Consider the following 24,424-nt stretch of genomic DNA (forward strand, 5'->3'; position numbering starts at 1 on the left):
AAGAAAAACTAAGACAGACTGTACTTTCTAGTTCTTAGTTTCGATATATTCAAGTTCATCTGTAGAAAAACCAACAATCTTATAGAAGCCTATGGCTCCAAAAGTTTCTAATAAATGAGTTTCCGCTACCCTTTTAGCTGTATTAAAATCACGAAAAAAACCTGCATGAGCAAAATTTTCATGCCAGGTTATTTTTTCGCCTTCCTGATACAGCCACACATACTGATCCCAATTTATAGCAATCAAAACGCAATAAGAGTCATAAAATTCCATTAGATTTCCTTTCTTTCCTAACTCACTTTGAGAGGAACTTCCTCCACTTCCTTAATCCCAATATGAATAACATTTTCTTCCCCAACCTGGTCTTTCCACTCATCAATATCACTCAGATAGCGCTTGTATCGATACCAATTGTCATCGTTTGGGCCATTGCTTAGGAGATTGGCTCTTGGATGCGTATCCAGATTAAATTTTTGATCTCGAAAGACATTTTGTTTGGATAGAAAGAGTAGGGCTTCTGTTGTTCCAATCGTGGCAACCTCATGCGGTGTCAACAGTTCTCGACCAATTTTGGAGTTTTGCTTAGAATTGCTGGCATTTCTTCCTCTGCTCTCACTATAATTCTGATCATTCAAAGTTTGCTTCCCTGATCGCTCAGATAGATACTTAATCGTATCTAAGTCATTGGAACCTAAATAAAGAATAGCACCACAGTTATTGATAATCGTCTTCGTATTTTCTTTACCGTACAATACTTCAATCTGACTTTGAGATTGCACCATCATCTTGATAGAAATCTCTCGAGAACGAATAACAGAGATAATTGGCGGTAAATTAGGAATCTTCCCAATCTGACCAAACTCATCTGCCCACACTTGTAGATGTAATAGATCTTCCTTAGTCTTTGTTGGATGCTCACCTAATATAACTGCATCTGCAGTTTTTATTAGCACATCGAAAATGGTACTAAAAAGAAGGGCAGATAAGAACTGATAAGCTGGATCCACTTCTGGAATATGAATAAAAACTGCTGTTTTCTCAATATTCCATTTTTCAATCTCCAGTGTATCCTTTTCAATAATCTTTCTTAGTTGCTCATGATCAAATACTGAGAAAGTTGTTGCAAAAATGGCATAAACAGAAGCCCGCGTTTGGCCATCAAAGTTTTTATTGAATAAATCCCACTGCCTGCAGGCATAATTCCCTGGGCTCCTTCTCTCCAAATCTTCAAACATCAATTCAACCGGACTCTCCGCTTCTGGATGATTCCGTCTCAATTCTCGAACCATATCTGTAATCTGCCCTAAATTAGGTAGATAGTGATCAAGCTGACCATCAAAATAAAGATAGCCAATTAGAGAACGCATCAAGAGTTTATTTGCTGCAGGCCAAAAAGGATCACTTTCATGACCATTTCTGTTGAGAGACTCTGTAATTGCCTCTGCCACTCGGTCTATATCCATTTCATTATGAATATATCTAAAAACGTTGAATCCATCTGAATTCAGGAAAGTAATCAAATCAAAAATCTTCATCTTATAGCCTTTTTCTACAAGTGATTTCCCTGTTTCATGAATCAAAATCCCTTTAGTATCTGTAGTTACAAAACTAGAGTTAGCTTGTAATATATTCGGTTTTACAGCACTACGTGTCTTCCAGTCACCCGTACCTCCATATACCAGAATATTTTTATTAATCTGATTTTCAAACCTCAAGCGGTTATTAAATAGTCCCATCTGACTGTTCTGGGTAAAAATCATATTCTTTTCAGGTTCTTCGTCTCGGAATCTCATCAACTCTTCTCTTGTCGCAAAACGAGCTGATCCATGTTCTTCTCCATAACGGTAAGTCCCTGTATCCGATACTCTCAAATACAGCAGAAAAGCAATCAAAAATCCGCCCATACCAATTAATAAAGAAGCTGGAGTAAACTGAAAATCGAACCAAGATTTATCGTTTAGATGGTCATTCATCCAGTTAAGCTTTCCAAATCCAAATACATCCGTTACTGAATCAGTATCTGGTGCTAACAGCCACAGTTTAAAGAGCCAATGAAAGAGATAGAATAGACCAATGCCTAACAACAAATACGGTCTAAGTCTTCGTTTCTTCTTTTCTGTAATCACTTCATTTTTCCTCCAATCTGTGGTTCGATATTTTCCGGAAGAACAAACTCCTTCGTATGAATATTTACCTGAAGCGAGTTAATTTTCTCTTGTTCAACTGCTTTGAAATGTTGCAATTTCTCCTCAAAAGAAGTCGTTTTCCCATTTTTTAGGTTTCGCTCATTGAATCCTTTTGGATCTCTTGTGATGCCTTCTAAGACATCCTTAAAAGCTTGTTCGACAACTCCTTTATCTTTTGCATTGAAAGCAAGAGTTGTCTTACCATCAGGGTGTGTATAAAAAGAAAAGCCAATCCCGTATTGGCCAAGTTCTTTTCGAACTGCCTCGAGATTGACTTCATTATGTAGTAATTGCTGGACTTCTTTCGTATCTGCCGTTGCCATGAATTTATTCCAGTCTGTCTCACCAGTAAAGAGGACATTTTCCCCTCTGGCTTGATACATTTCAACTGCCTTAGAGCTAGCCAGGAAGAGTCCTTTTAAGATGATTTCTCCTGTCACAAGAGTTGCCCGTCCTAATTGGGCTACCACTTGTTCTTGTTCCATTTTAGCTCACCTCTTCAATTTTAAAATAAAGATCCTTCAGTTGACTAGCTTGTTTCTCTTTGGCAAGAATCTGTTGTCGCAACTCATTGATTTTGTTTTGGCACTCATTAATTTCCTCGTTTGCTTCCTTAATAAACTCTTCGTTAGACTGAATTTTATGTTTAATAGATTGCTTATAAGTAACCGTCTGAGCCTCAAAACTATCAATAACCTCTGAAGGTAAATTTACTGAAGTTACGTGAGAAAGGGAGAAGGAAGGCTCAACGTTGCCCTTATCTTCTTGTTTAACAGGAAGAGATCTATTTTCTTCCTGACTTGATTTTTCAATACTAGAAACTACTTCTTGTGTAGGCATATCTTGTGTAGGTTCTACTCGTTCTTCCTGTACCGCCTCTGTTTCATCCAGTCTACTGAAGTCTTCTGTAGTCCATTCACTAGAAGAATAGGTAATTTTATCTTCCAAAGGTACTTCATCTTGAGGCTTCTGAGAAACTAGCTCAGCAATTCTTTGACGAGCCATATTCGCCTCTTTCTTGACCGTTAGATCTTCTAGTTCAGGATCTGGTTCTGGTTGGAATTCGAGTTGGGGTTGAGGCTCTGATGTTCCTGGTGAGTTGTTCTTTTCTTTATGTTTTGCTAAAAAATGAAGAAAACCTCTCTTTTTCTTCCCAACACTCGTACCAAAATTTTCCAGCAACTGATCAATGATTCCAATAAAAGGTATTTCAAGATTAAGTTCTTGTAAAATTTCACCTTCAGAATTAAGAGAATAAAGCCGATAGGTTCCGGTTGTTTTATTACTCTTCATTCGCTCATTGATGATTTCTAGCCTTGATAACAAGTCATCTCGGTGCTCAAATGTTTCCTCTTGATTAGTCAATTGATTAATAATTTTATACATGGTTCACTCCTTGGTTACTTGATTGTGATGGAAGAATGAGTTCCTTCATTTCCTGATAGGATAAGCCACTCTCTTCTGATATAGCGACGAAAAGTTGTGCTTCCAAATCTTTTTCTTGATTTATGTAATTCTTGATTTTTTTATCTGTTTCTTCTTTTTGTCGTTGCGCTTTTTCCTTATCTTTCCTAACTTTCTCAAGCTTACCTTCAAGTTGTTCTATTTTTTTATTCATTCAATTCTCCTTATTGGTTACTACTAGTTGCGGTTATTGGTTCAGAAGATGTAGGTGTTGCCGTTGATGTAGATGAAACTGGAGTCGAGCTTGAACTGCTAGTATCTGAATAGGTGCCTATACTTTGCCCCTTTGCCTCAGTCAAGACAATAGGCTCTATTTTATTGATCAATAGTTTCCCTGCTTTTTCTACATAGGTCAACCGAATTGTAGCTTTAGTGCTACCAGTAAGCCCCTTAGAAGCTCTATTATCTTTCTCTGTTAAGGTAGTACTAGTATATTGAACCTGAGCTAATGCAATTTTATGTTGTTTATCAATGTAGATAGAGCCTGATTCAAAAGCTTGATCAACCACATACCCCTTATAGGTCTGGTTGACTGGTTTTTGTTCTTCTTGAACAGTTTCCTGATACATAGAATCAGTCATAAAAGGCTTATAGCGTGGGCGATTCTCTTCTAAATCCTTCTTGGTATAGTAAGCAATTAGAAAGTCCTCGACCTGCTGTTCAGTAAGAGATAGTTGTTCCTGTTGTTTCTCTTCTGGTTTCTGCTTTGCCTCTTCCTGAACTTGACTATTCTGTCTCAAATTCTGCTGTACTCGGGCAATAGAATAGCCCAGGACAATACATAAAATAGCAGCGACTCCCATAAGGAATCCCTTTACCATTTTGATTAACTTTTGATTATACATTCTTTTCCTTTCTTATTTAGGGGTAACAAAGTATATGCCTGATTGTGGTGTCAAGGTTCGCCAAGTCGATAGGTATAAACCACCAAAGTTCATTTCTGACATTAAGAAGCTACCATCACTATTAACATACTCACAGAATCCCACGTGACCATAAATTGGTGATGCTCCAGCTACACCATTCATGAATACAACTGCAGAACCTGGTTTAGGAGTCGTTGAAATTTCATATCCTTGAGCTTGACCGCTATCAACCCATTGATTGGCATTTCCTAAATACGGATAAATTCCTATTCCAATCTGAGCAAAGCGATTATAGACGTACCACGTACAATTGCCTAGTTCATAAGCGTTACCTGAATATCCTTGTCCTTCTAAAAGTGCTTGATCGGTAGGTAGTCCATAAGGTAGCTTATCTTTATATTCTGCTGGAACTTGCTTGCTAGAAACACCTGTCGAACCTCCTCCTTTATTTTTTAAGAAATTCAACCATTGACGGGCTGCAGATTGCCGTTCTAAAAGCTTATTTCCTGGGACTCCTAACCAAGCGTTCAAGAAGTCCTCCGCAAGAGTTTCTACGGAACCAGTTGAGGTTACAATTCTTCTGAATGCTACACGTCTAGTTGGATCATCTTCCTCCAGAAGAAATTTTGTTTGAACTTCTGCAGACCAAATATCTCCATTCACAGATTTTGCAAAATTCCACAATGCAAGAGCACGAGGGCCAGTAAATTGACCAATCCCAATTCCGATATAGTGTAAACCATTGACCAGGTACTCTTTTTTATTTAAACGTAGATTTGGATACATAGCTTGGAAAGCATCCCAGTTACCAACTAGATTTTCTGCAGTTGGCTCTTTAGCAATTTTATCAAACTGATTATTGGTTAGATAGTCTGTTTCATAGCGTTTAAAAGTTATGGAACTCTCAATATCAAATCCTCCCAAAACAGCTGCAATTCCTTCATCTGTTGCTTCTGGTATATTTTTTTTGATTGCATCCGCAAAAGCTCTTGCACGTTTTCCTTTCTCTCCAGATGTTTCAATGCTACTCACAACAGATGTTGCTTGTGTGTACTCTACACGCTGGAAGTAAAAACCGACATTGACATAAGTCCAACTCTTTTCAACATTACCATCTTTGTCTTTCTTATTTGATCGATCAGGTTCTAGTTTTTGATAATAAACCGTTTGATTTCCTTCAGATGCTACCTTTCCTATGATATCTCCAGATTTGACATGATCTCCTGTTTTGTAACGAATCGTATCTACATTCTTATACAGGAACTTGGAATTCTCATCACTGATTTCTATATCATTACCATTTACTTCAACTTTCCCATCTAGAACTGCTAATAGAGTTTGCCCACCTGTGGCTTGCAAAACAGAACCATTAAAGATCTCCTTCTTAGTTTTATAACCAAAACGCTCAATAATCTGAAGAGGGGCTTGTGATTCAGGTTGTTCTTCTGTATAAAATGGATTATCTAGCTCTTGTAGCAACATATATTTTCCGCGATCTCTAGCAATTTCTAAGAGTTGTTTATACTCTTCTAGTTCGTCCTTATCAAGCTTATAGAGATTATTTTTGGTATAAAGCTCTTCCATCGTTTTAAGATTGTCTTTATCCCCATTCAAATTCTTCCATAAGGTATCTAAGTAAAGTTTCCCACGATTATTTTGCGAAAAATACTTGTTCCCGTCTATACGAAGTTTATCTGAAATATCATCATACTTATAATTCAAGTACAAAAGTGGATCATCAATTTTTGTCCAATAATCTACCTTGTCATTCGATTTTTCACGATCCAATTTTGAAAGATACAACCAGGTATCATTCATGTCAAACTCATCTTGACGAGTAATTCCTGAACTACCTATACCAAGTATAGCTAGAAACAAAAGCAGACCAAAAGCAATCAGATACGCCTTTAAGCTAAATGGATTTTTGATAATAGCTTTAATCGGTTTATAACCTACACGGTAGACCTTCCTAGCCTTCTTGGCAACTTTCCCTATTTTAGATTTAGCCAAACGTTTCTTATAATCCTGAATACGACGAGAGAGTTTTCCTTCCCAAGAAAATTCTCTTGGAGTTCGGGTGAAGCCCCTACCCTTAGCCTTATTGTAGACTCTATTTCCAAGGCTATAGCTCGATTTAACCATTCCTTGGCCAAGTTTACCACTATATTTCCCAATCGTTTTGATCCGTTTCCCTTGAATCTGAATATCCTGATACTGATATTTAGCTCGTGCTATATCTGATAGTGTATCATCCTGATGCGCTGCAGAACTAGCTTGTTGACTCGCAGAACGTTCTAAAGCCTGTTTAGTAGCACGATAAAACTTCTTCTTACGTGAACCACCGTTAGCCTCTTGAGCTACTTTGAAGACTTTTTTAGCAACTCTCTTCTCTAGTTTTGCCTTATCCAGTTCTTTCTTGAGTGACGCTAACTTTTTAGCACCTTCTGGAGTTAATGATTTTCCTTGTTTCTGTAAACTTTTATATGCCCTTTTTAGAGATTTTACCTTGGCCTTTGAAGCTCTAAATTGTTTACGACTCTTCTTCACTATAAGGCGCTTAGAACGTGTTTGTTCTTTTAGCTCCTTCATTTACTTAGCACTCTCTTGTTGAACCGTTCGGTAATTATTCCGAACCGTCTCCAGTTTTTGATCTAACTTATGACCGATTGTGTTTGGTCTGCCTTGATCCTGATTCATAATGAGACTCCTAAGCGTCTGTTGCGACTAAGTTATACAACTTAGTATTCTTTGGTATTGGATTTTCAAAAGGTACCACAACTGGCCCAGCTACGATTAAGCCAGTACCTTTAGCTTTTGGCCGTGCTAAGTAGCGAATCTGTTTATCAGTCAGATTGACAATCTCTTTTAGGATAGCCAAATCTTGGGGTTTTTGTTTGAGTAAAATCATAAACTCACTATTTGAGAGCAATTTCCGACCTTCTTCAACAGCAGCTAGCGTTTCTACGTTCTGTGTAATTCCTGTTGGAATCGCACCGTATTTCCGAATCCGTGAATACAACGTAGTAAAGAAGTCTGCTTGAGCCTTATTTTTAAATAGAATCTGCATCTCATCAAAGTAAACCCATGTAGTACATTTCCCTTGATTCTCTACAATTTGATTCCAGATATAATCCTGAATCACCATCAAAGCAAACGGCTTCAATTTGTGCGACAACTTCTTCAGATTAAAGATAACAAAGCGATGATTGAGATCTACGTTGGTATTGTGAGCAAAAATGTCTTGAGAACCAGTTGTATAGGTCTCTACTGCTAAAGCTAAGTCTTGTGCTTCGGGTTCGGGTTGTTCTTTCAAGACCTGGTGCCACTCTTTTAAAGTTGGAGTATAATGGTCTGTTAAATAACGCTCGTAAGTCATTCCTGTCACTCGGTCAATAATCCCAATCTGTGCATCTGTCACCTCAGATAGAATCGATTCAAACAGTCCCATTAACAAGTTTGCCTTATCTCCAATCGGATCGTCATCCTCATCGTCCAAACTATCCAAGTCTGGTAAATCTAAAAGATTGATATGTGTTTTAGAACCAATCGAAATATCCACCATCTGAGCACCGAAAGCACGGCCAATATCAGAATATTCATCTTCGGGATCCACAATGATTACTCGATCTTTTGGATATTTCAGTAAAGTTGGAATAACTTCTCCACCCTTGATTGTCGTAGATTTACCAGATCCTGAAGAACCTAACACAACACCTGAACCCGTGTTCAAATCACGTTTTCGATCTAGTGTAATGATATTGTTTGATAACTGATTTTGGCCATAGTAGCGAGCAAATGAGCTTTCAGACTTCAAGTCCACGTTAGTAAATGGAACTTGCGTAGCAATATTAGCTGTTGTCATCTTTCTCATGAAATTCTTCTTCACATTCAAGAAGCACTCTCCAATAGGTAGAATCGTATTCAAAGCCTCTTCTTGATAATAATAAAGATCTTCAAACTCTACCCCTAATTTACGGCCAGCACGCTTAATCTTCTGCTCATTACGTTGTAATTCCTCTTGGCTCTCTGCCTTAAAATACACTGCAATCAAACCAGAGAAGATTTTCTGATCATACTCAGTAATCTCGTCTCGCCACTTCTTGGTAGCTTCTGAAATTTCTTGGTCACGACCAGCCACAACCGCATCATCAAAGATACCAGATTGAGCGGCCTTACGTTTAGAACGTAACTTCCCAATTTCAGCATCTGTTTCTGCATCGTCAATCTTCTCTAAGATTTCAACGTTCTCATAAGGTTCTGCATGGATAGTAATAGCTAGTTCAAATCCTAGTGTTGTTAAATCACGAATGAGACGATCAGACATCCAGTTTGGATAGCGATGTGCATAAAGTACCTTGACCCAACTATCATCTATAATCATGCGTTTTTCTTGAAATTCAATCCTGTTTGGCGCAATAAATGATTTAGTGGATAAACCTGTCAAAGCAATTTCTTTGTAATCGAAATTGACATACGGGTTACCTCGTAGTAGCTCAGAAAAGACTTTTAGACGATCCAAACCATTCATATCCCTAAAATTAATATCAGATTCCTGGAACTGAGTCCCAAGGGAAACTCCAATATCTTGTAGTAACAACTGCGCCTGTTTTCGATCATCAGCGTTCGTTGAAATGGTCACATACTTATGTACCTCGAAGTTGTTAGCGTGTGTTGTAAATCGCTCCTTGATCATCTCATTTAGCTCCTCACGATAGTCGTCAAAACCATCATTTGTTTCTTCAAACAAGATATTCTGTAAGGAGTTATCCGATACTCGACGGTTAATGACTAAGAGCTGGTAGTTACTTCCCTCATCCAGTGAATTAAGAGCATCCATCGTTGTATCGATGATACTCTCTTTTTCATCTTGTTGAGCAGTCGAGTAAGAAGCATCTCCCAACATAAAGCTACGAGAATACTTCTCACGAGCAATGTGCATCAATCCATCTTCGTGTAGATGTGTGTAATTGATCGTGTTTTGCGTTGTAGGTTTCATCTGGCGACGCAAACGATCAATTTTTTTCTTTTCTGCTTTTTCTAGTTTTTCTCTTTTGCTTTTGAATAAACTCATCTTTCGTATACATTCCTACCTTTCCAAATTCTGTCTCATAGGTTCGTTGTTGGATTCGGAAAAAGAAATTGATTTTTTCTTTAATCCGCATTCGCTTAGTCATTCCCGTACCGTACATTCCTCCAGGAACAACAAATAGAGCATCCCAAAGATAGATGTACCAATCAGGTAGACCAAAGAAGTATATAGCAATTGTCCCTGAGACAGCTATTATCAAACATACGTAGAGAACAATCATTCTACCTGTCAATCCAAATAGAATAGGTCTATCCTCTGTTTCAAATTCTCTTAAAAATTCTGATCCAATTTTTTTCAATTAGTTTCCTTCCCATCAAAAAAACAGTCCGTTTAGAACTGTTAGTGTTATGTCATTTATTTATCACGTTCCTTTACAAGCATAGCTACAGGAATCTCATCAAGCGAAATTCTTCCATCTGTGATAGAAAAACCAAATTTTTGGTACAAATGATCTCGACGTTGATGATTCACCTTGTCTACTTCGTCTACAAAAGACAACTTTCCAACAATTTTAGTCTTTACTCCAAATAATTGACTAATATGAAGAAGAGATTCCCTTAATAATAGACTGCCATATCCTCTATTAGGATCTCTTATAAGAAAATCCCTTATTACCAATTGTTTAAATAATCCATCATGATTACCATAGAGGGCTTGAAGTTGTAACTGATGAGCGTATTTAGTCTTTCCTTGACCATCATCCGAGCTAAAATAAAGCATCTCAACCTGTTTTTTATAATTTAGGTTATAGCGCACCGTGATAATAATACGTCTATTCTGAATAGTCTTACTAAAAAGAATCATTCTTTCACTATAATTCGATTCTTCAATTCTTGGCAAATCTCTATTAAGAATGCTTAACTGTTTCTTTAACAATTTGATTTCATTCTCATAACCCCTCAGTATCGAATAGGCTTCTGTTAGCCGCTTTTTGTTCCTGAAAATAGCGTTCAAAGTTTTCATCTCCTTTGAAAGCCATTTTACCACGATCCATATATTTAATCCACTGTTCCAAACGGTAAACATACTCTGTTTGACTGATACTATCGGCTATAACACAGTGCTTTATATCTTCCTGAAGAAGGGTAAGAATTCTCATGCCATAAAAAGCATCTTGCTTAGCTTCTGCATAGCGCCAAGCATAAATATATAGTTCATTACCATAACTACTCATCCGAACAGCACGAGGGATTTCATCTATCTTAACCCTACCATCCAATATCCACTCCAATAAAGGCTCCGATAATAATTCATGTTCATAGGCAAACCAAGAAAGACGTGTAATTTCTTGTTCAAGAGAAGTTATTTTATCCTTCAACTCTCTTGTCCCATGTTGCTTTTGTAAATCATTAAATTGTTTATTTCCTATCTCCTTTAACGTTTCCATTGATAGTCACCTCTTTCTATAGAAGACATCCACACGATTCTCTAAACATAGGTAACATCGATTAATTCTAATTTTTCTACACATAGATTACACTCCTAAAAGTTGCTTGGCTTTTCGACTAGATCCAACCATTACAAAGATATAGATAACCCCCTTAGCAATTGAAGCAAAGGCTGTTCCCCATGAATCACTGGAACCAGTCGTAACCTTAAGGATATCTGCTGCAACAATCGAATCATATACAACAGAAACAATAATTAGGATGACACCAATAAGGGCAGAGGCCGCAAAGTATTTCAAGAAATTAATCGTAACAGATCGTAACGAGTCCATCATAAAGAACGCTACTAACAATGGAGCTATAGCTTTAAGCATATACAAATCCAAGTAACGTAGGAAAACAATAATCCCTAAAATTATGTTAGCCACTCCACTTATAGCTTTTCCGACTAAGGTAATGATAGCTTTTTCAATCATTCCTTTCCCACCAGAAATATTAGAATCAATGGTTGTTTTAACGGTAGGTGTTACATGAGCAATCACTTTCACAACAATATTAAGTAATTCCAAAATGGCATCACAAATCTGAGATGAAGCAGAGATCATAATGAAAGCAAATAAATATTTCATTAAAGCCTCTAACCAAATCTTCTGTGTTAATGCACCTCCCCTTGACTTGACCATTTGTGACCACGATGCCATTTCAAACCAGAAAAAAAGACCTAAAAGGATATACCCAATAGGTCTAACGGCATCAGCCATCATATTTACAGCTTGGTTTGTTGCAGAGCTATAACTAGAAAGAGAGCTTGTTAGCTCTCTAATATCTAAATTCATAGGCTACTCCTAAAATTTTATCTGAGATAATGTTGCAACGATTGCGGCTGCAATACCCGCAGAAGCTATGGCCAGATATACACCATTAGTCATAGAATCAGACCCATCATCTTGTCTTTGCTTATCTTTGTTCTTTCTTCCTTGAATAAAATCGACCGAACCAGTCCAGATCCAGAAAAGACCCGTAACTGTTCCAACTCCACCGAGACCAGTAATAATTTTTGTAATAATTTCCATTTTGTTTTACCTCTTTTAATTTCTTTTTTTATAACAAAAGGCACTGCAGAGATTTCTACAGTGCCAAACACAATACTATTTTTATAATTCTTCAAATTCTTCACGATAAATCGTCCGAACAGTAGCTACTAGAATACTGAGGCCAATAATAATTGGAACTTCAAAATTCGGATATGGGAAAAATAACCCTCCTCCTTTTGGTGCATCAACTACTTGACCAGCAGTAATAAGTGAATCATGGGGCATTCCTAATATATGCGGTGTATACCATCCAAAAATACTATCAATTATGTTTTCGCTTGGAAAATTGAATAGATGATGAATAATTGCCATTCCGCCAATCAATACGATTGTTATACATACTTTAGCTATAACCCACAGAACAAACATACCAATAGTAGATTTCACAACATTAATACACCAAAGAATGATATAAAAGGGAGCTGTAAAAATCCTAATAATAGCTACCCATAACCAGGAAAAATCACTTCCAAATTTCATAATCCTAATCCTCCACGATTTACCGTTATTATACCATAAAAATAGCTTATTTCAAAGGTTCCTAGAGTATTCTAAGCCTCTTTTTTCTTACGCTTGCTGTAGAGCAAACCTGTAGCAAGGCCTCCCATTGCCAGACCAGCTAACAACAATTCTACAGAATCCTGCTCACCTGTAGATGGCAAGCTTCGTTCTGGTTGTTGCAGAAGTTCTTCAGGAGTTTTTGGCTCTTCTGGAGTATGAGTCACAACCGTATTGGAAACAACTTCCACACCATTAACTGTATGATAGTAAGTGTTTTCTACTGTTCCTGACTGAATGCGTGTCATTTGTAGATATACTTCTGCTTGAAACTCTGATGTCTCTAAAATTGACTTCAAGAAAGCATCATCAAAGCTAATATCTACTTTACCTTTAGCCTTGTCTACTACTTGACTTGTGAACTTGGTTAATTCATCACCAGCTTTAAATTTTTGACCATCACTTGTTTCAAAATCTACAGTCGCAAACACTTGATAGATACTCTGATAATCATCATGTGTTTCATCGTAGTCATCTCTAAACTTATATTCAAATAACTGTTCTGAGCGATCTTTTGGTATCAAGGAACCAACTAATTTATAATTAAACGTTTGATTCAGCTTGACATCTTTGCCATCTAAACTTTCTTTACTTAGATGGTCAATCACCACATCTTTCTTAGGTTCAATCTTCGGAACATTATTGACTACAGTTTCAGTTACATAAGCCATACCAAAATCAACTTGATAAGCTGTATTCTCATACTTACCACCTGTTTGACCCAATTCCTTCTTAACAGTCATTGGATTGGTAATCGTCAGAACTTCTCCAGTTTGAACGTAGGTCTTGTAGAACTCCTCTGGATTCTCCGCCTCGAATACTTGAATCGACCCTTTCGGAGTGAAATGGCTAGATTTCATAGCTTCTTGGACACCTGTTGGTGCCTTATCCAGACTTTCATAAAGAGCCATTTTCAAACCTTTAACTACTTGACCTTTAGAATCAGTCACTTGAACACCATCTTGATTGATGGTAACAGCTTCTTCTGGGTAATCATCAACGATATAGAACCCTTTGGCAATACGGTCTTTATCCGCTTCAATGCCCTTGTATTGGCTATAATCTGCAGTTACCGTGTAGTAGTTGACAGAGCCTGCCAAGACTTGTTTACCATCGATGTTCACACCTGCTTTGTTCAGATTCTTCTTGGTTGGTTTAACAGTAGGAACATTATTTACAACTGTATCAGTTTGATATCCGTTACCGAAATCAACTTGGTAAGCTGTATTCTCAAATGATTTTCCTGTATTTCGCAGTTCTTCCTTAGTTACCATTGGATCAATAATTGTAACAGATTTTCCTGCTTTGATATATTGCTTAAAATAAGCTTCCGGATCATCCACTAAAAATACTTGGAAAGCTCCCTTAGGCTTAATTTCAGAACTCTCTAGAAAGGCTTTAACCTTATCATTATCAACAGCTTCAATAGAATCGTACTGATACACTGAAATACCAGAAACCTCTTTTCCTTCACTATCAATATAACGAATATCTGATTTATTAATAGTTACTGCCTCTTCTGGATAATCATCAATCGCACCAAAGCCTTTTAGAATAGCAGATGGATCTGCCTTTATCCCTTTATACTGATCATAATCCAATGTTATATGGTAGTAATTCGTTGAACCAGCTAGAACTGTCTTTCCATCGATGATAACACCATCCTTGTTATGATTGTGTTTAAGAGGCTTGATTAAGTTGTTATTCGGATTGTCTGGATCATTCGGTTTACCTGGGGTTGTTACCTTAACAATATTTGAATAAGACTCAAACTCATTGTTTAAGTTCAAACGGAAGTTGTTCTTATAGGTTGCACCATCATTTGTTACTGTACCATAAACCTTAAGAACTGGAGCTTTATAGGCTTTACTTAAATCAGTATTTACTTTCACTAAACCTTCAGCTTTAAGTGAACCTTTCAACTGATGCTTATCTTTATCGTAAGTTACAGTAAAGTCTTGGTTTTGAGCAACAGTTTTTGCTAAATCAAGTAGATACCCTTGAGGTAAGTTGTCCGTTAACTCATAGATTGTAGTTTCTTTTCTGTTTGCTGCAAGAGGTTTAGTTTCCAACTCCCAAACAACTTCTGATAACTTAGGCACTGACGAATTATTCACATTTGTACCTGCAGAGTTCTTAACTAACTTTTCTACAGTAGGCGTAGTTCTCAAGCGAGTGTACGTAACCTCAACTACTCTTGGTGTTGTAGACTCAATTGGTTTAAATGGTGGTTTTGGTTCCTCTAATTGATTAATGATAGAACGACCACCCCAAAGTTGGAAGGTGTAACCAGCTGCGAAGATTTCATCATCGTTATCATCTTGTTGCCCGTTAGCTCTACGCTCATCATTCCAATACTTACGGTAAGAAGCTGATTGTGATTCTGTGTATGTATGTAAAGGTTTATCTCCGCGCGCTAAGTAAGTTAAGTGTTGGATAGAACCGTGACCTGCACTTATAATTGTGCCTTCTGGAGTTGATCTGTAATCATCTACATCGATATAATCAGGATCGCCAATTTTATAACGTTCCAACCCACTTGGATCATTATGTTTGTAAACCCCATCAGTTTTTACACCCATCCAATGTGTTTGTCCATTGACTGTAGTTTCCTTAACCAGAGAATCCGTTGGGTTGATTACAACACCTACCCCATTGTCCCCATAAGTATGTCGCACTGCCTGTGCGTAATCTAAATCAGAGTAAATATTAATAAGCCCTAAATCAATAGGTTTACCTGACTTCTCATCAAAATAATGAATATCCCATTCAACATTAAAGTAATTATATGGGTTAAAGTTAACTGAAAAAGTCTCCGTATCAGTTTTAGCTTTATTCCACCAAACATTCAAACGAGTATAAGTTGAAGGGTTGCCTGCAATTTTATGCTCTGGTATAGGATTATTACGAGCCACAAATCTTGCAGAAATTGTTTTTCCCGTTTTTGTTTTACCAACATTATGTAAAGTGAAGGTAGAACCTTGTTTGATACCTGTAATTACAGAACCACCATAAGTTCCTTTAGAATCAGAATGTCCATAAAAGTCTTTATTCTCTAAGCGATCATGTTGCAAATCCTTATCTAAACTCATAGTTGTGTTAGCATTCGCACCTAAAGCACCATCCACAACTTCCAATTCTGGATTGGCATCGAATACTGCTGTTAGTTTAGAATAGTAATCCAATGAGCCACGTTTCGACTCATCAAATTCACCATAAATAGCAACACCATTTGTACTACCTTGAACTCTCTGACCTCTTAGCTCAGCTAACTTGCGATTGTACTCAGCTAAGTCTTTATCATACTGATCTTTAGCTTTGTCATAAGAGTCTTGCTTTTCCTTTTTACGAGTTTCTACTTTCTCATACTCGTCTACAATAGTGGTTGCTTGCTTGTCGTAACTAGACTCAATTTCAGCAGTTTTCTTAGCTAACTCATCAGAATTATTCACCAAACCACCATCAACTTCAGTTTCTTTTACAATTAAACCTGCTTTTTTTGCAGCAGATACCGCAGACTCTACTTTTTCTCGGTTAACAGTAACTTCAACAGAACCTGTTGATTTTTCTGCACTACCTTGGTCTTTTGTAGAATCCACCGTTGGGGAGTCTTGTAAACTTTTCGCATTTGTAGCAGGATTTGGATTTACTCGTTCATCTGCTCTAACTGGACTAGTCATCAATCCTAAGGTAGCTAGACCAAGAATCACTCCACATGTTCCCCATCGTCGTGTTTTTCGGATTGAACCGAAAGCTCGTGTCTCATTATTAAATTTCATTTTTTCTCCTTAATTTTTAATATAGTATTCAATATTATTCACTTTCGACATAATTTGAAGGAGCTCTCGCCCTAAAATATATAATTTCCATTTCTTTCTCCAACAAAAAAGTCACCAAGAAACCTTGATGACTTTACTTAATTTAATTTTCCTTAGATTCTCGTTTGATTTTCAACAAACTTAAAAGTGAAATAGTTAACATTCCAAAGAACCAAAGACTAGAAGCTTTTTCTCCTGTCTTAGGTAATTCGTATCCTACAGCAGGTGCTTGATAAACTGGATCTTTGACTTTTGCAACTTGTTCGTGCACATACTTCGTAGTCTTACCATTTTGAACTACTGTAGTAGAATTAATTCCATCTTGTTCAATACTTGCTTGCTGAACTGTCAACTCTTTTTGATTCTTAATTTCTTGCTGTGCTTCCAGATAATCATGATAAGCCGACAACAACTCTTTATGAGCCTCTAATACCTTTCTTTGTTCTGCTTTTGCAGTTTCTAGTTTTGCTAGTGCTAACTCAAGAACGGATTTCTTTTCTTTCAAAACTTCTTGAGCAGATTCAAGATTCAGTTTTGCCTTTTTTAAGAGTTGTGGGGCATTTTGCAAAACTTCCACTCGCTCTTTTGATGCCTTCAAGACTTCAGTTGATTCTGAAAGTAAGGCTTGACGACTGAGGACAAGTTCTTTAATTCGAGTAAGTTCACCTTGTTTAGCAATCAATGCCTCTTTCTCAGCAGTCAAAGCTTCATTCAGTAATTTCCATTCAGTTTGTTTTTCAGCTAGTTTATCTTTAGCTAACGCAAGTACTTCACGTTTGTTTTGTACATCCGCATTCAACTGTTCCAAAGCCTCTTGCGCTTGTTTATTTTCTAATCCAGCTTTTTTAAGGTTTGCTTCTGCCTGCTTCAACTTAGCTTCTGCTTCAGGAGTTTTTAAAGCAATATTCTGAATATCATTACGATTAGTCACTGCATTTTGCGCAGTAACTTCTGCTTGAGTATATTCTGTCTGTGCTTGTTCTTTTCTAGCTTGTGCATCCTTACGATTCGTTTCCGCAGTATCATAAGTATCCTGAGCCTGTGCCACAGAATTTCTAGCTACTTGAATTCTTTCCTGAAGACTAGCTAGATTGTTCTTAGTATCAATTTTAACATTTTGATGGAAACCATTTTTCAGCAAATCAATTATTTTAGAATCTGTTCCAACATAGTGCATCGCAATCAGACCATGATCTATCTTTCGGGTTGCTACACCAATATACTGCATCGTGACTGACTTACGATCAAGTCCTGCAAAGTTTAAAGCATGGCCCCAATTAGCATGCTTATCATAAAACAGCATCATAATCACGTTTTCGTATGCCTGTTGTTTCAGATCAGCTAATGTTACTACATTACCTGCATTTTGAAAGCCTATGTTTTCAGCAAGCAGACCTTGATTACCTTGATTTAAACCAACTTCTCTAGCAACAGTGTTCAAAGCATCTAGGTCATGCCCGTCCTGATTAGTTGATAGCTGAGTTGCTTTCTGTGCCACTTTCTGCATATCTCGATTCACTAAAACTGGAATATCATCTGTTCCCATCAATCGACGGAAATCATTAATCAAATGTGCATTGAAAATGGCAAGTTCATCTTGAACTTCAGCAGATAAATGATTGACATCAGCAATCACAGTCTTTTTATCTGCTTCACTGGGCTTAAATGGAGAGTTTGTATTACCGTAATAAGTCTCACCACCATCTGGAGAGCTAAATCCAGCAGCAGTCATTCCTTTCTTGGCAATTTCATGTAATTTATTTGAATTTTCTTCAGTCGGGTTATTGAAGTAAGTCTTTAAAGCTTCAGCATAGCCAGCAGGATAAGTGATAGAGGTTGTTGTCAAACTATCCAGAATACTTTGAGCCTTAGATAGATTTTCTTTAGCTACTCGATACTGATTTTCAGAGTTAGTAGCTTTAGTAATCGCTTGATCTAACTCCTGCGCTTTCAACAACCTAGTTCTTTCTGTACTCGTTACCTCTGCTTCTGCCTGTTTCAGTTTAGAGGCACGTTGTTCATCCGCTTTTTTAGCAGTCACCAAATCTTCTCGAGCTTGTGATGTAACTTTTTCGCTCATTTCTAAGTTTCGCTTAGCTGCTTCAGCATTGGCAACAATGCCTGCAACTCCAGTGCCGTCTAAAATAGCTTGTTTTTCAGCTACAATTTGTTCTGCAACTGTAACTTCTTCTTTTTTGTCATCAAGCTTTCTCGTAGCTTCTATGACATTTGCTTCCTGATCAGTAACATTCTTTTCAGCTAGCTTTTGTTGCTCTTTAGAAGTAGATAATGCTTCTTTAGCTTTCTTCTCAGCAGCCTCTTTTACAGAAACATCTTCTTTTGCATCTTGGATATTTTTAGGAGTAGCTTCCTTGACAGCTTTCTCCGCTTGAGTGACAGCTTCTGTAGCTTCTCCAACTACTTTCTCTGCATCGTTTACCTCGTTTTGATTAGATTTTACAATCTCCTCCTGGTTTTTTACAACTGTGTTTGCCTGTTCTACATTTGCTTGAGAGAGTGCGACATCAGTTTCTGTAACTGTTTTTTGAGTTACTGTCTTTTGTTGGTTCTCTGAAATTTGGTCTGAAGGTTTTACCTCTTCTGCAGTAACTTGCGTCGTTACTCCAACACTTGCAGTTGCGATAACACTAGCCAACATAACTTTCTTAACTTCATTCATGATTTCCATTTGATTTCTCCTTTTTGTTTAAAAACGTTCTTAAAATATTTATTTTATGCTTTTATTTTACTATTTTTAGAGTTTTTTCTCAATTTTTTTTCTTGATTTTCATTCATCTATCCGCTTAATCAAAGATAGGATATTTAGAACATATCAAATCTCCTCTCCTTGATGAAACAGATAGATGAGGACTCTATCTGTTAAATTTTACCGCTAGGTCGGTGATAACCTTTACCGGTTAGCTGTAAGATTGATTTATTTCCTTGTTTAATTCGTCTAGCAACTAAAATGTCTCCACGTTTAATAGTGCGTATATCTCTATAGATTTTAGAGTAATCTGCAATCATTTCAACGATTTGAAGTTTTCCTGCCACATATCCTTTTTTAGGAATAAGACCATACTTACTAGTTAATTTCATTTCTTCACCACTTGCAAGTCGTGCGGTTGCATCACCTTGCAAACCTAGTCGTCTTAAATCAGTGAGTGTAACCTCACTAGTTGATTTTATTTGATTCATATTGTCCTCCTTTTTGAATCAAAGGCTGATTTACAGCCATGCCGAGTTGATGCCGTACATCTCTACTGTGTTTTTTACGCACGATTTATAGTTTAGAAATCGCAAACTCTTTCGTCTTACGGGACAAGTCAACCGTGACTTTACATAATGCAGTCAGCACTAGATATACTTTCTAGATACACACCGCCCCTATTCTTCTTTTTATGCCTAGACTGCGCTAATCGAGACAGTGGGGATATTCAATTTTCAAAGGTCATGAGTAGTTTTATGACTTGCTCAGGTCAAGAGTTTAGTTGTCAGACGATTTTGTATAAATCGTCGTACTATTTTACTTTTCCTTCAACAACTTACTCATCTGCTTTTTTATCTGAGCTTATTATTGAGTCAGAGAGACCTCTGTCTCAGATAATCCCACATCATTTGAACATGCCCCTAGAACTACAAGGGAATTAACAAGTAAGATTGTTGCCAATAGTTTTTTATCGTTTTTCTTTGTCTAGTCATCAGACACATCTAAAACAGCCTGAATCAAACATTCCAACGTTTCTTCCGTCCAATTTCCTCTTGAACAAGTATGCTCACCAAGCTCATTTGGCAACATTCTAAAAGTGAAATCAAATCTGTTGCACTTATCCCACAAAGAGTCCCCTCTTTCATATTGTTGTAACCATTTTCTGACTTGGTGTTTATCGTAGAGTGTGACCCCATCAACAACAATATGAGGCATTCCTGCCTTTTGCCATTTAACAATAGTTGTATTTTATACATCAAGCCAACGGCAGAGACCAGCCATGCGTATCATTGGTTTGTAAAGTTCTTGTTCCGTAAAAGCTTTTTCAATAGCTTCTTGAACCATACCATCGTAGCGTGCAAGTAATTGCTTTTCTGTAATCTTAGGAAGATTGATAGTGAATTGTTCTTGCATCGTTTTACCTCTTTCTTTTAACAAGTCACAGTGTCTTTAGACAACTCAGCTAAAAAGTGATTCAGTTTAATAATTTCTGATAGTTTGTCTGGATAATAATGTGCAACCACACTAGGACACTCTTCAGGAAATTTTCTAGCATACTCACTTTGTCCTGATAGCTCAAGGAAACCATGTTCTTTTTCAATTAGCAAAGCCATCTTCCAAAAATGAATCATCATTTTGTAGAAGTATGCTGGGATATTCTGGATTATTTTCCCTTCAACCTCTCCTGTTTTGATTTTGAAAATCAATTTATCAAGCTCACGTTCAAGATCCTGCAGCCACACCTCTCCATAAATTTCTTGATTAGATAAGAGGTTCTTGTAATCTGTCTCAACTTTACGTTTTGATTGATAAATCTTATTTTCAAGAATTTTTGCATCTTTTCCAAACAAACTGAGTTTCTGAACTAGTTGAGGAGAAAGAAAACCATGTTGCCCCATTTTAAATGCTTCAGAAATTGATAAATCAGATAAAGGAGATTCGTTCTCGTATCGATTAGTATCGTATGAAGATTCTGTCTTACTCCTCTCTATATTTATTCCGTTTAAATTCTGACCGTCCGGACGGTCAGAACCTATCCGTCCACTCTCTAAATTTGGACGGTCAATTTTTAGTTGTCCATTCATATCATCATTTTGAAGACTTGTTTCTGCCTTGAAAATTACATTTCCTAAATGGTTCAATGTCACAATATGACGAAAATTAAATTCATGAACTATTTTTACTTTTCCTTTAACTTTTCGTTCTTTTTTCTTTCTTAATGCCTCGTATTTTTCGTGAACTTCACGACTGGCCTCAACATTTTGTAGATAAATTCGATTTGGCTTATTAGATCCCTGCTTAACTTCTCTTAACAATCCATTTTCTGCTAACTCCTTCTTGATTTTCTGTACCGTAGCCTTTGATTTATCCAATAAATCCATTAAGTCCTCGACCGTATAAACCAGAAAAACTGAACCATTCTCATCCACGTAATCAATTTTTCCTTCTTGATACGAGCGAATACTCAACATGCAACGATTATAAAGAGCACCATATGCTATTTTTGCATCATTAGACATTTTTGCATAACTGCTAGTATGTTTCGTTTTAAATCGCAATCCTCCTTTTTTATCGTAAGTTTTTTCAACTCTAGTAAAGAAAATCTGAGGAATTTGATAAAAATTTTGGGTAGTTAATTGATCTACATGTATATCCGCCATTAGTACCCTCCTACAACTTGTAACCTCAAGCCACCTGCTTCAGGAAAATAGACAAGATGAGTTTGTTCTAACTCTTCAATAGCTGCAATAGCACGACTTCTAGTCCATCCCATTGTATTCATCAAATCGAAAATCATTACGTCTCTAGTCAAATTTGAGACATTTGTTTTATGTTGTTTCATATGTAATCCTTTCTTTATGTGTCGAACTACTTTATAGTCATCCTTGAAGTATTTAATTTTCTCTTTTACTAAGATGTGAGTTAATAAATTAATTCATGAATGATATTACGAAATTTTCTAAAGTTCTATGAAATTTAAAAATCTTTGATATGCATCGGGTTGAAAAGCTACCCAAGCGACAATTATTACCACTACTATTCCCAGAGCCAAAAAAGCAGCATAAAACAATTTAATATCTTCCTCATCCATATCAATCCACCTGTTTATACTTTCTAGGTAAAGAACTAGCGTAATGTTTTGAATCATTAACCTTTGCATTATAAAAAATCATATTATTCCCAATAATTTCTTGCCATTTAGGAATCTCCTCACGATAAATGCGATTAAGTCCATAAAAGTTCCTTACAATAAATCTAACGGCTCCAATATGATCTCCTAAACCAACCACACACAACACATCATGTTCCATATCATATACCCAATGACTTTTTGAATTTGTCAGTATTTCTCAAGCAAATTCCCAATCTCTCTCAAGCCAATCATGTCCTGGTCTGTAATAAACTTTTGTCTGACAAGAGTCATCATTAAATCCATAAAAACAGTGACTAAACAGCGTTCTATTTTTATCTACCCACCAGCAAGTACCATACTTTTCATTGATGCAAGGTGTAACCCAGTTGCAAGAACATCGTCTACAAATTCCAGTTTCCATGCTTTACTCCTTCCCACCTAGACACATCCATTACAATTTCAATATTATCTGACATTTTTTCTCCTAAAATACAAAAAAGAGCTAACGGAATTTTCCGTTAACTCAATATTTTCTATTTACCTCAAAACACTAGACACTTACATAACAAAATTCCTAAAAAAATCGCAACTAAACCACCTAGGTAGGTCAAAGTCAGGTAAGAATAAAATACCTTCTTATCACTTAACAGTCTTTGCAGTTCGTCATTCAAGGTCGAAAAAGTTGTTAAACCTCCGCAAAATCCTGTTGCTAGAATAGCATAGACTTCCTTAGACTCCACATAATTGTAGAATAAGCCAATCAAAAAGCACCCTAAAAGATTGGCTATGAGAGTTCCAACTGGCAATTTAGAAGCTTGATTATATCGGGAAAAGAAATACCGTACTAGGGCTCCGCAGCCACAAGCAATTGCAAGATAAATGATTACCATTTCTTCCTCCCTAAATAGTAAGCTAAAAGCAGGCCTCCTCCGATGCTCAAAAGTAAATACAGAACCAAACTAAGATAACGCCCTGTATCAAGCAGTTTCACAGCATCAAGCATGAGGCTGGAAAAAGTTGTTAAACCTCCGCAAAAACCTGTTCCCAGCGCTAAAACCAAGCCCTTACTAGTCCCCTTATAGACCAGATAGCCCTTGACAAGATAAACCAAGCAGAAAATGCCCAGATAGTTGACGAGGAGGGTACCCCAAGGAAAATCTGGACTGGCTGGTAACCAAGTAGAAACTAGATAGCGAACCAATCCGCCCACCATGGCAGCTAGAAAAATTCCTAGCGGATAAAATTGTTCTTTTTTCATTTGATGTTTTGATCCTGATAATCACGCGAACGTTTGAGTATGTCCGAAAAAGTTGCGACAATAGTTTCCTGATAGCGCTTGTCCTCTACACGACTTCTAACCTTTTCAAAAATAACTTCTTCTCTCTTAGTATCTAAAATCGGTTTTCCTGATGCTTTCTTATAAGCAACTACACCCTCAACCAAATGCATTCGTTCTTCTAACAGTTTGACAATCTGGTCGTCGATTTGATCAATTTCTTGACGAATAATATCTAAATCCATACAGTCTCCTCCTTTATTTGAATTATTGTATCAAAAAGCCAGCAAATAGGCTAGTAAAATCCCAACTCACGATAAGAAAAATGCACTGATTGATTACATCAGCGCATTCTTATGCTTATCCAACTTTAGCAGCCAATTCTTCTGCGAATTGTTCCAAGCGTTCAATATCTTCTTCTTCGGCAGAAAGGTCAACTTTGACACACTCTGAACCTTTTTCTGCTCCTGTTGACACAAAGACACGATCAAAGTCATCAACAGCCTTACAGAATTCATCGTAGAAAGTATCTCCTGAGCCGACCACTCCGTAGATTTTGCCATTCAAGTTGAGGTCTGCTAGGTCTTCGTAGAAGTCCATCATCTCATCTGGCAATTCTCCATCGCCATAAGTATAAGTCGCAACGATAGCGATGTCTGCTTCCAAGAAGTCTGAAGCGTCAACAGTTGTACATTCATCAACATCGACATCCAAGCCCAAGTCACGTAATTTGTCTGCTACAATATCTGCAATTTCTTCGGTATTACCGGTCATACTGGCAAATACAATTTTTGCTAATGCCATATCGTCCTCCTCAATTTATCTTTCTCCATTATATCACA

General features: G+C 37.0%; 25 protein-coding genes and 1 pseudogene. All 26 read right to left on the bottom strand.

The window, feature by feature from the left end; translation table 11 throughout:
- Positions 1 to 27 precede the first annotated feature (27 nt).
- Positions 28 to 273 (bottom strand): hypothetical protein, encoded by a 246-nt coding sequence (locus tag N8M09_RS00830; RefSeq protein WP_261062831.1) that lies wholly within the window; start codon positions 271 to 273, stop codon positions 28 to 30.
- Between the two features lie 17 nt (positions 274 to 290).
- Positions 291 to 2,126 carry a VirD4-like conjugal transfer protein, CD1115 family gene (locus N8M09_RS00835; RefSeq protein ID WP_261062832.1) on the bottom strand — a complete coding sequence of 612 codons (1,836 nt, stop codon included), beginning with the start codon at positions 2,124 to 2,126 and terminating at the stop codon, positions 291 to 293.
- On the bottom strand, positions 2,123 to 2,671 hold the full coding sequence (locus N8M09_RS00840) for a DUF3801 domain-containing protein (RefSeq protein WP_261062833.1): 549 nt from the start codon (positions 2,669 to 2,671) through the stop codon (positions 2,123 to 2,125). Before N8M09_RS00840 ends, N8M09_RS00835 begins: the two co-directional genes overlap by 4 nt.
- 1 nt (position 2,672) lies before the next feature.
- Entirely contained in the window at positions 2,673 to 3,572 is a 900-nt protein-coding gene (locus N8M09_RS00845) for a hypothetical protein (protein ID WP_261062834.1), read from the bottom strand.
- Positions 3,565 to 3,804, bottom strand: a complete 240-nt coding sequence (locus tag N8M09_RS00850) for a hypothetical protein (protein ID WP_125423369.1) — start codon at positions 3,802 to 3,804, stop codon at positions 3,565 to 3,567. Before N8M09_RS00850 ends, N8M09_RS00845 begins: the two co-directional genes overlap by 8 nt.
- A gap of 10 nt (positions 3,805 to 3,814) precedes the next feature.
- Positions 3,815 to 4,495, bottom strand: coding sequence for a hypothetical protein (locus N8M09_RS00855; RefSeq protein WP_261062835.1), 681 nt, complete (start codon positions 4,493 to 4,495; stop codon positions 3,815 to 3,817).
- Positions 4,496 to 4,507: 12 nt separating this feature from the next.
- A complete protein-coding gene (locus tag N8M09_RS00860; RefSeq protein WP_261062836.1) occupies positions 4,508 to 7,105 on the bottom strand; it encodes a phage tail tip lysozyme in 2,598 nt (865 codons plus the stop codon).
- Between the two features lie 118 nt (positions 7,106 to 7,223).
- Complete coding sequence (locus N8M09_RS00865; RefSeq protein WP_261062837.1) at positions 7,224 to 9,587, bottom strand: VirB4-like conjugal transfer ATPase, CD1110 family; 2,364 nt, start codon at positions 9,585 to 9,587, stop codon at positions 7,224 to 7,226.
- On the bottom strand, positions 9,529 to 9,903 hold the full coding sequence (locus tag N8M09_RS00870) for a hypothetical protein (RefSeq protein ID WP_261062838.1): 375 nt from the start codon (positions 9,901 to 9,903) through the stop codon (positions 9,529 to 9,531). Before N8M09_RS00870 ends, N8M09_RS00865 begins: the two co-directional genes overlap by 59 nt.
- Positions 9,904 to 9,959: 56 nt before the next feature.
- Positions 9,960 to 10,481: a hypothetical protein gene (locus N8M09_RS00875; RefSeq protein ID WP_261062839.1), complete on the bottom strand. Its 522-nt coding sequence runs from the start codon at positions 10,479 to 10,481 to the stop codon at positions 9,960 to 9,962.
- A gap of 13 nt (positions 10,482 to 10,494) precedes the next feature.
- Positions 10,495 to 10,992, bottom strand: coding sequence for a hypothetical protein (locus tag N8M09_RS00880; protein WP_261062840.1), 498 nt, complete (start codon positions 10,990 to 10,992; stop codon positions 10,495 to 10,497).
- 87 nt (positions 10,993 to 11,079) lie between these two features.
- On the bottom strand, positions 11,080 to 11,829 hold the full coding sequence (locus N8M09_RS00885) for a conjugal transfer protein TrbL (RefSeq protein WP_261062841.1): 750 nt from the start codon (positions 11,827 to 11,829) through the stop codon (positions 11,080 to 11,082).
- A 9-nt stretch (positions 11,830 to 11,838) separates the two neighbouring features.
- A complete protein-coding gene (locus N8M09_RS00890) occupies positions 11,839 to 12,066 on the bottom strand; it encodes a hypothetical protein (RefSeq protein ID WP_261062842.1) in 228 nt (75 codons plus the stop codon).
- A gap of 81 nt (positions 12,067 to 12,147) precedes the next feature.
- A complete protein-coding gene (locus N8M09_RS00895) occupies positions 12,148 to 12,567 on the bottom strand; it encodes a hypothetical protein (RefSeq protein WP_261062843.1) in 420 nt (139 codons plus the stop codon).
- Positions 12,568 to 12,638: 71 nt separating this feature from the next.
- Positions 12,639 to 16,424 (bottom strand): SspB-related isopeptide-forming adhesin, encoded by a 3,786-nt coding sequence (locus N8M09_RS00900; protein WP_261062844.1) that lies wholly within the window; start codon positions 16,422 to 16,424, stop codon positions 12,639 to 12,641.
- A 142-nt stretch (positions 16,425 to 16,566) separates the two neighbouring features.
- Positions 16,567 to 19,152 (bottom strand): SEC10/PgrA surface exclusion domain-containing protein, encoded by a 2,586-nt coding sequence (locus N8M09_RS00905; RefSeq protein ID WP_261062845.1) that lies wholly within the window; start codon positions 19,150 to 19,152, stop codon positions 16,567 to 16,569.
- Between the two features lie 191 nt (positions 19,153 to 19,343).
- Positions 19,344 to 19,661: a hypothetical protein gene (locus tag N8M09_RS00910; protein WP_261062846.1), complete on the bottom strand. Its 318-nt coding sequence runs from the start codon at positions 19,659 to 19,661 to the stop codon at positions 19,344 to 19,346.
- A 649-nt stretch (positions 19,662 to 20,310) separates the two neighbouring features.
- A pseudogene (locus tag N8M09_RS00915) lies at positions 20,311 to 20,586 on the bottom strand (DNA-binding protein); the annotation flags it as partial.
- Positions 20,587 to 20,603: 17 nt separating this feature from the next.
- Positions 20,604 to 21,833: a replication initiator protein A gene (locus tag N8M09_RS00920; protein ID WP_261062847.1), complete on the bottom strand. Its 1,230-nt coding sequence runs from the start codon at positions 21,831 to 21,833 to the stop codon at positions 20,604 to 20,606.
- Entirely contained in the window at positions 21,833 to 22,015 is a 183-nt protein-coding gene (locus N8M09_RS00925; protein ID WP_261062848.1) for a hypothetical protein, read from the bottom strand. Before N8M09_RS00925 ends, N8M09_RS00920 begins: the two co-directional genes overlap by 1 nt.
- A gap of 117 nt (positions 22,016 to 22,132) precedes the next feature.
- Complete coding sequence (locus N8M09_RS00930) at positions 22,133 to 22,264, bottom strand: hypothetical protein (protein ID WP_261062849.1); 132 nt, start codon at positions 22,262 to 22,264, stop codon at positions 22,133 to 22,135.
- 1 nt (position 22,265) lies between these two features.
- The gene (locus N8M09_RS00935) at positions 22,266 to 22,484 is read right to left on the bottom strand and encodes a hypothetical protein (protein ID WP_261062850.1); all 219 of its coding nucleotides are present in this window, start codon (positions 22,482 to 22,484) and stop codon (positions 22,266 to 22,268) included.
- Between the two features lie 364 nt (positions 22,485 to 22,848).
- The gene (gene crcB / locus N8M09_RS00940) at positions 22,849 to 23,196 is read right to left on the bottom strand and encodes a fluoride efflux transporter CrcB (RefSeq protein WP_261062851.1); all 348 of its coding nucleotides are present in this window, start codon (positions 23,194 to 23,196) and stop codon (positions 22,849 to 22,851) included.
- On the bottom strand, positions 23,190 to 23,564 hold the full coding sequence (crcB, locus tag N8M09_RS00945; RefSeq protein WP_261062852.1) for a fluoride efflux transporter CrcB: 375 nt from the start codon (positions 23,562 to 23,564) through the stop codon (positions 23,190 to 23,192). Before crcB (N8M09_RS00945) ends, crcB (N8M09_RS00940) begins: the two co-directional genes overlap by 7 nt.
- On the bottom strand, positions 23,561 to 23,827 hold the full coding sequence (locus N8M09_RS00950) for a chorismate mutase (protein WP_000362440.1): 267 nt from the start codon (positions 23,825 to 23,827) through the stop codon (positions 23,561 to 23,563). The genes crcB (N8M09_RS00945) and N8M09_RS00950 overlap by 4 nt, the downstream gene beginning before the upstream one ends.
- Before the next feature lie 115 nt (positions 23,828 to 23,942).
- Positions 23,943 to 24,386, bottom strand: a complete 444-nt coding sequence (locus tag N8M09_RS00955; protein ID WP_001162128.1) for a flavodoxin — start codon at positions 24,384 to 24,386, stop codon at positions 23,943 to 23,945.
- Positions 24,387 to 24,424 lie beyond the last annotated feature (38 nt).

The organism is Streptococcus mitis (genome assembly GCF_946190375.1).
Taxonomy (GTDB): Bacteria; Bacillota; Bacilli; order Lactobacillales; family Streptococcaceae; genus Streptococcus; species Streptococcus mitis_CJ.

What these genes read in the sequence shown, in the direction of transcription:
- N8M09_RS00865 (WP_261062837.1), bottom strand. Translation starts at nt 9,587, where the DNA reads ATGAGTTTATTCAAAAGCAAAAGAGAAAAACTAGAAAAAGCAGAAAAG.
- N8M09_RS00855 (WP_261062835.1), bottom strand. Translation starts at nt 4,495, where the DNA reads ATGTATAATCAAAAGTTAATCAAAATGGTAAAGGGATTCCTTATGGGA.
- N8M09_RS00930 (WP_261062849.1), bottom strand. Translation starts at nt 22,264, where the DNA reads ATGGATGAGGAAGATATTAAATTGTTTTATGCTGCTTTTTTGGCTCTG.
- N8M09_RS00935 (WP_261062850.1), bottom strand. Translation starts at nt 22,484, where the DNA reads ATGGAACATGATGTGTTGTGTGTGGTTGGTTTAGGAGATCATATTGGA.
- crcB (WP_261062852.1), bottom strand. Translation starts at nt 23,564, where the DNA reads ATGAAAAAAGAACAATTTTATCCGCTAGGAATTTTTCTAGCTGCCATG.
- N8M09_RS00920 (WP_261062847.1), bottom strand. Translation starts at nt 21,833, where the DNA reads ATGGCGGATATACATGTAGATCAATTAACTACCCAAAATTTTTATCAA.
- N8M09_RS00845 (WP_261062834.1), bottom strand. Translation starts at nt 3,572, where the DNA reads ATGTATAAAATTATTAATCAATTGACTAATCAAGAGGAAACATTTGAG.
- N8M09_RS00890 (WP_261062842.1), bottom strand. Translation starts at nt 12,066, where the DNA reads ATGGAAATTATTACAAAAATTATTACTGGTCTCGGTGGAGTTGGAACA.
- N8M09_RS00895 (WP_261062843.1), bottom strand. Translation starts at nt 12,567, where the DNA reads ATGAAATTTGGAAGTGATTTTTCCTGGTTATGGGTAGCTATTATTAGG.
- N8M09_RS00840 (WP_261062833.1), bottom strand. Translation starts at nt 2,671, where the DNA reads ATGGAACAAGAACAAGTGGTAGCCCAATTAGGACGGGCAACTCTTGTG.
- N8M09_RS00925 (WP_261062848.1), bottom strand. Translation starts at nt 22,015, where the DNA reads ATGAAACAACATAAAACAAATGTCTCAAATTTGACTAGAGACGTAATG.
- N8M09_RS00880 (WP_261062840.1), bottom strand. Translation starts at nt 10,992, where the DNA reads ATGGAAACGTTAAAGGAGATAGGAAATAAACAATTTAATGATTTACAA.
- N8M09_RS00885 (WP_261062841.1), bottom strand. Translation starts at nt 11,829, where the DNA reads ATGAATTTAGATATTAGAGAGCTAACAAGCTCTCTTTCTAGTTATAGC.
- N8M09_RS00860 (WP_261062836.1), bottom strand. Translation starts at nt 7,105, where the DNA reads ATGAAGGAGCTAAAAGAACAAACACGTTCTAAGCGCCTTATAGTGAAG.
- N8M09_RS00905 (WP_261062845.1), bottom strand. Translation starts at nt 19,152, where the DNA reads ATGGAAATCATGAATGAAGTTAAGAAAGTTATGTTGGCTAGTGTTATC.
- N8M09_RS00830 (WP_261062831.1), bottom strand. Translation starts at nt 273, where the DNA reads ATGGAATTTTATGACTCTTATTGCGTTTTGATTGCTATAAATTGGGAT.
- crcB (WP_261062851.1), bottom strand. Translation starts at nt 23,196, where the DNA reads ATGGTAATCATTTATCTTGCAATTGCTTGTGGCTGCGGAGCCCTAGTA.
- N8M09_RS00955 (WP_001162128.1), bottom strand. Translation starts at nt 24,386, where the DNA reads ATGGCATTAGCAAAAATTGTATTTGCCAGTATGACCGGTAATACCGAA.
- N8M09_RS00850 (WP_125423369.1), bottom strand. Translation starts at nt 3,804, where the DNA reads ATGAATAAAAAAATAGAACAACTTGAAGGTAAGCTTGAGAAAGTTAGG.
- N8M09_RS00900 (WP_261062844.1), bottom strand. Translation starts at nt 16,424, where the DNA reads ATGAAATTTAATAATGAGACACGAGCTTTCGGTTCAATCCGAAAAACA.
- N8M09_RS00910 (WP_261062846.1), bottom strand. Translation starts at nt 19,661, where the DNA reads ATGAATCAAATAAAATCAACTAGTGAGGTTACACTCACTGATTTAAGA.
- N8M09_RS00950 (WP_000362440.1), bottom strand. Translation starts at nt 23,827, where the DNA reads ATGGATTTAGATATTATTCGTCAAGAAATTGATCAAATCGACGACCAG.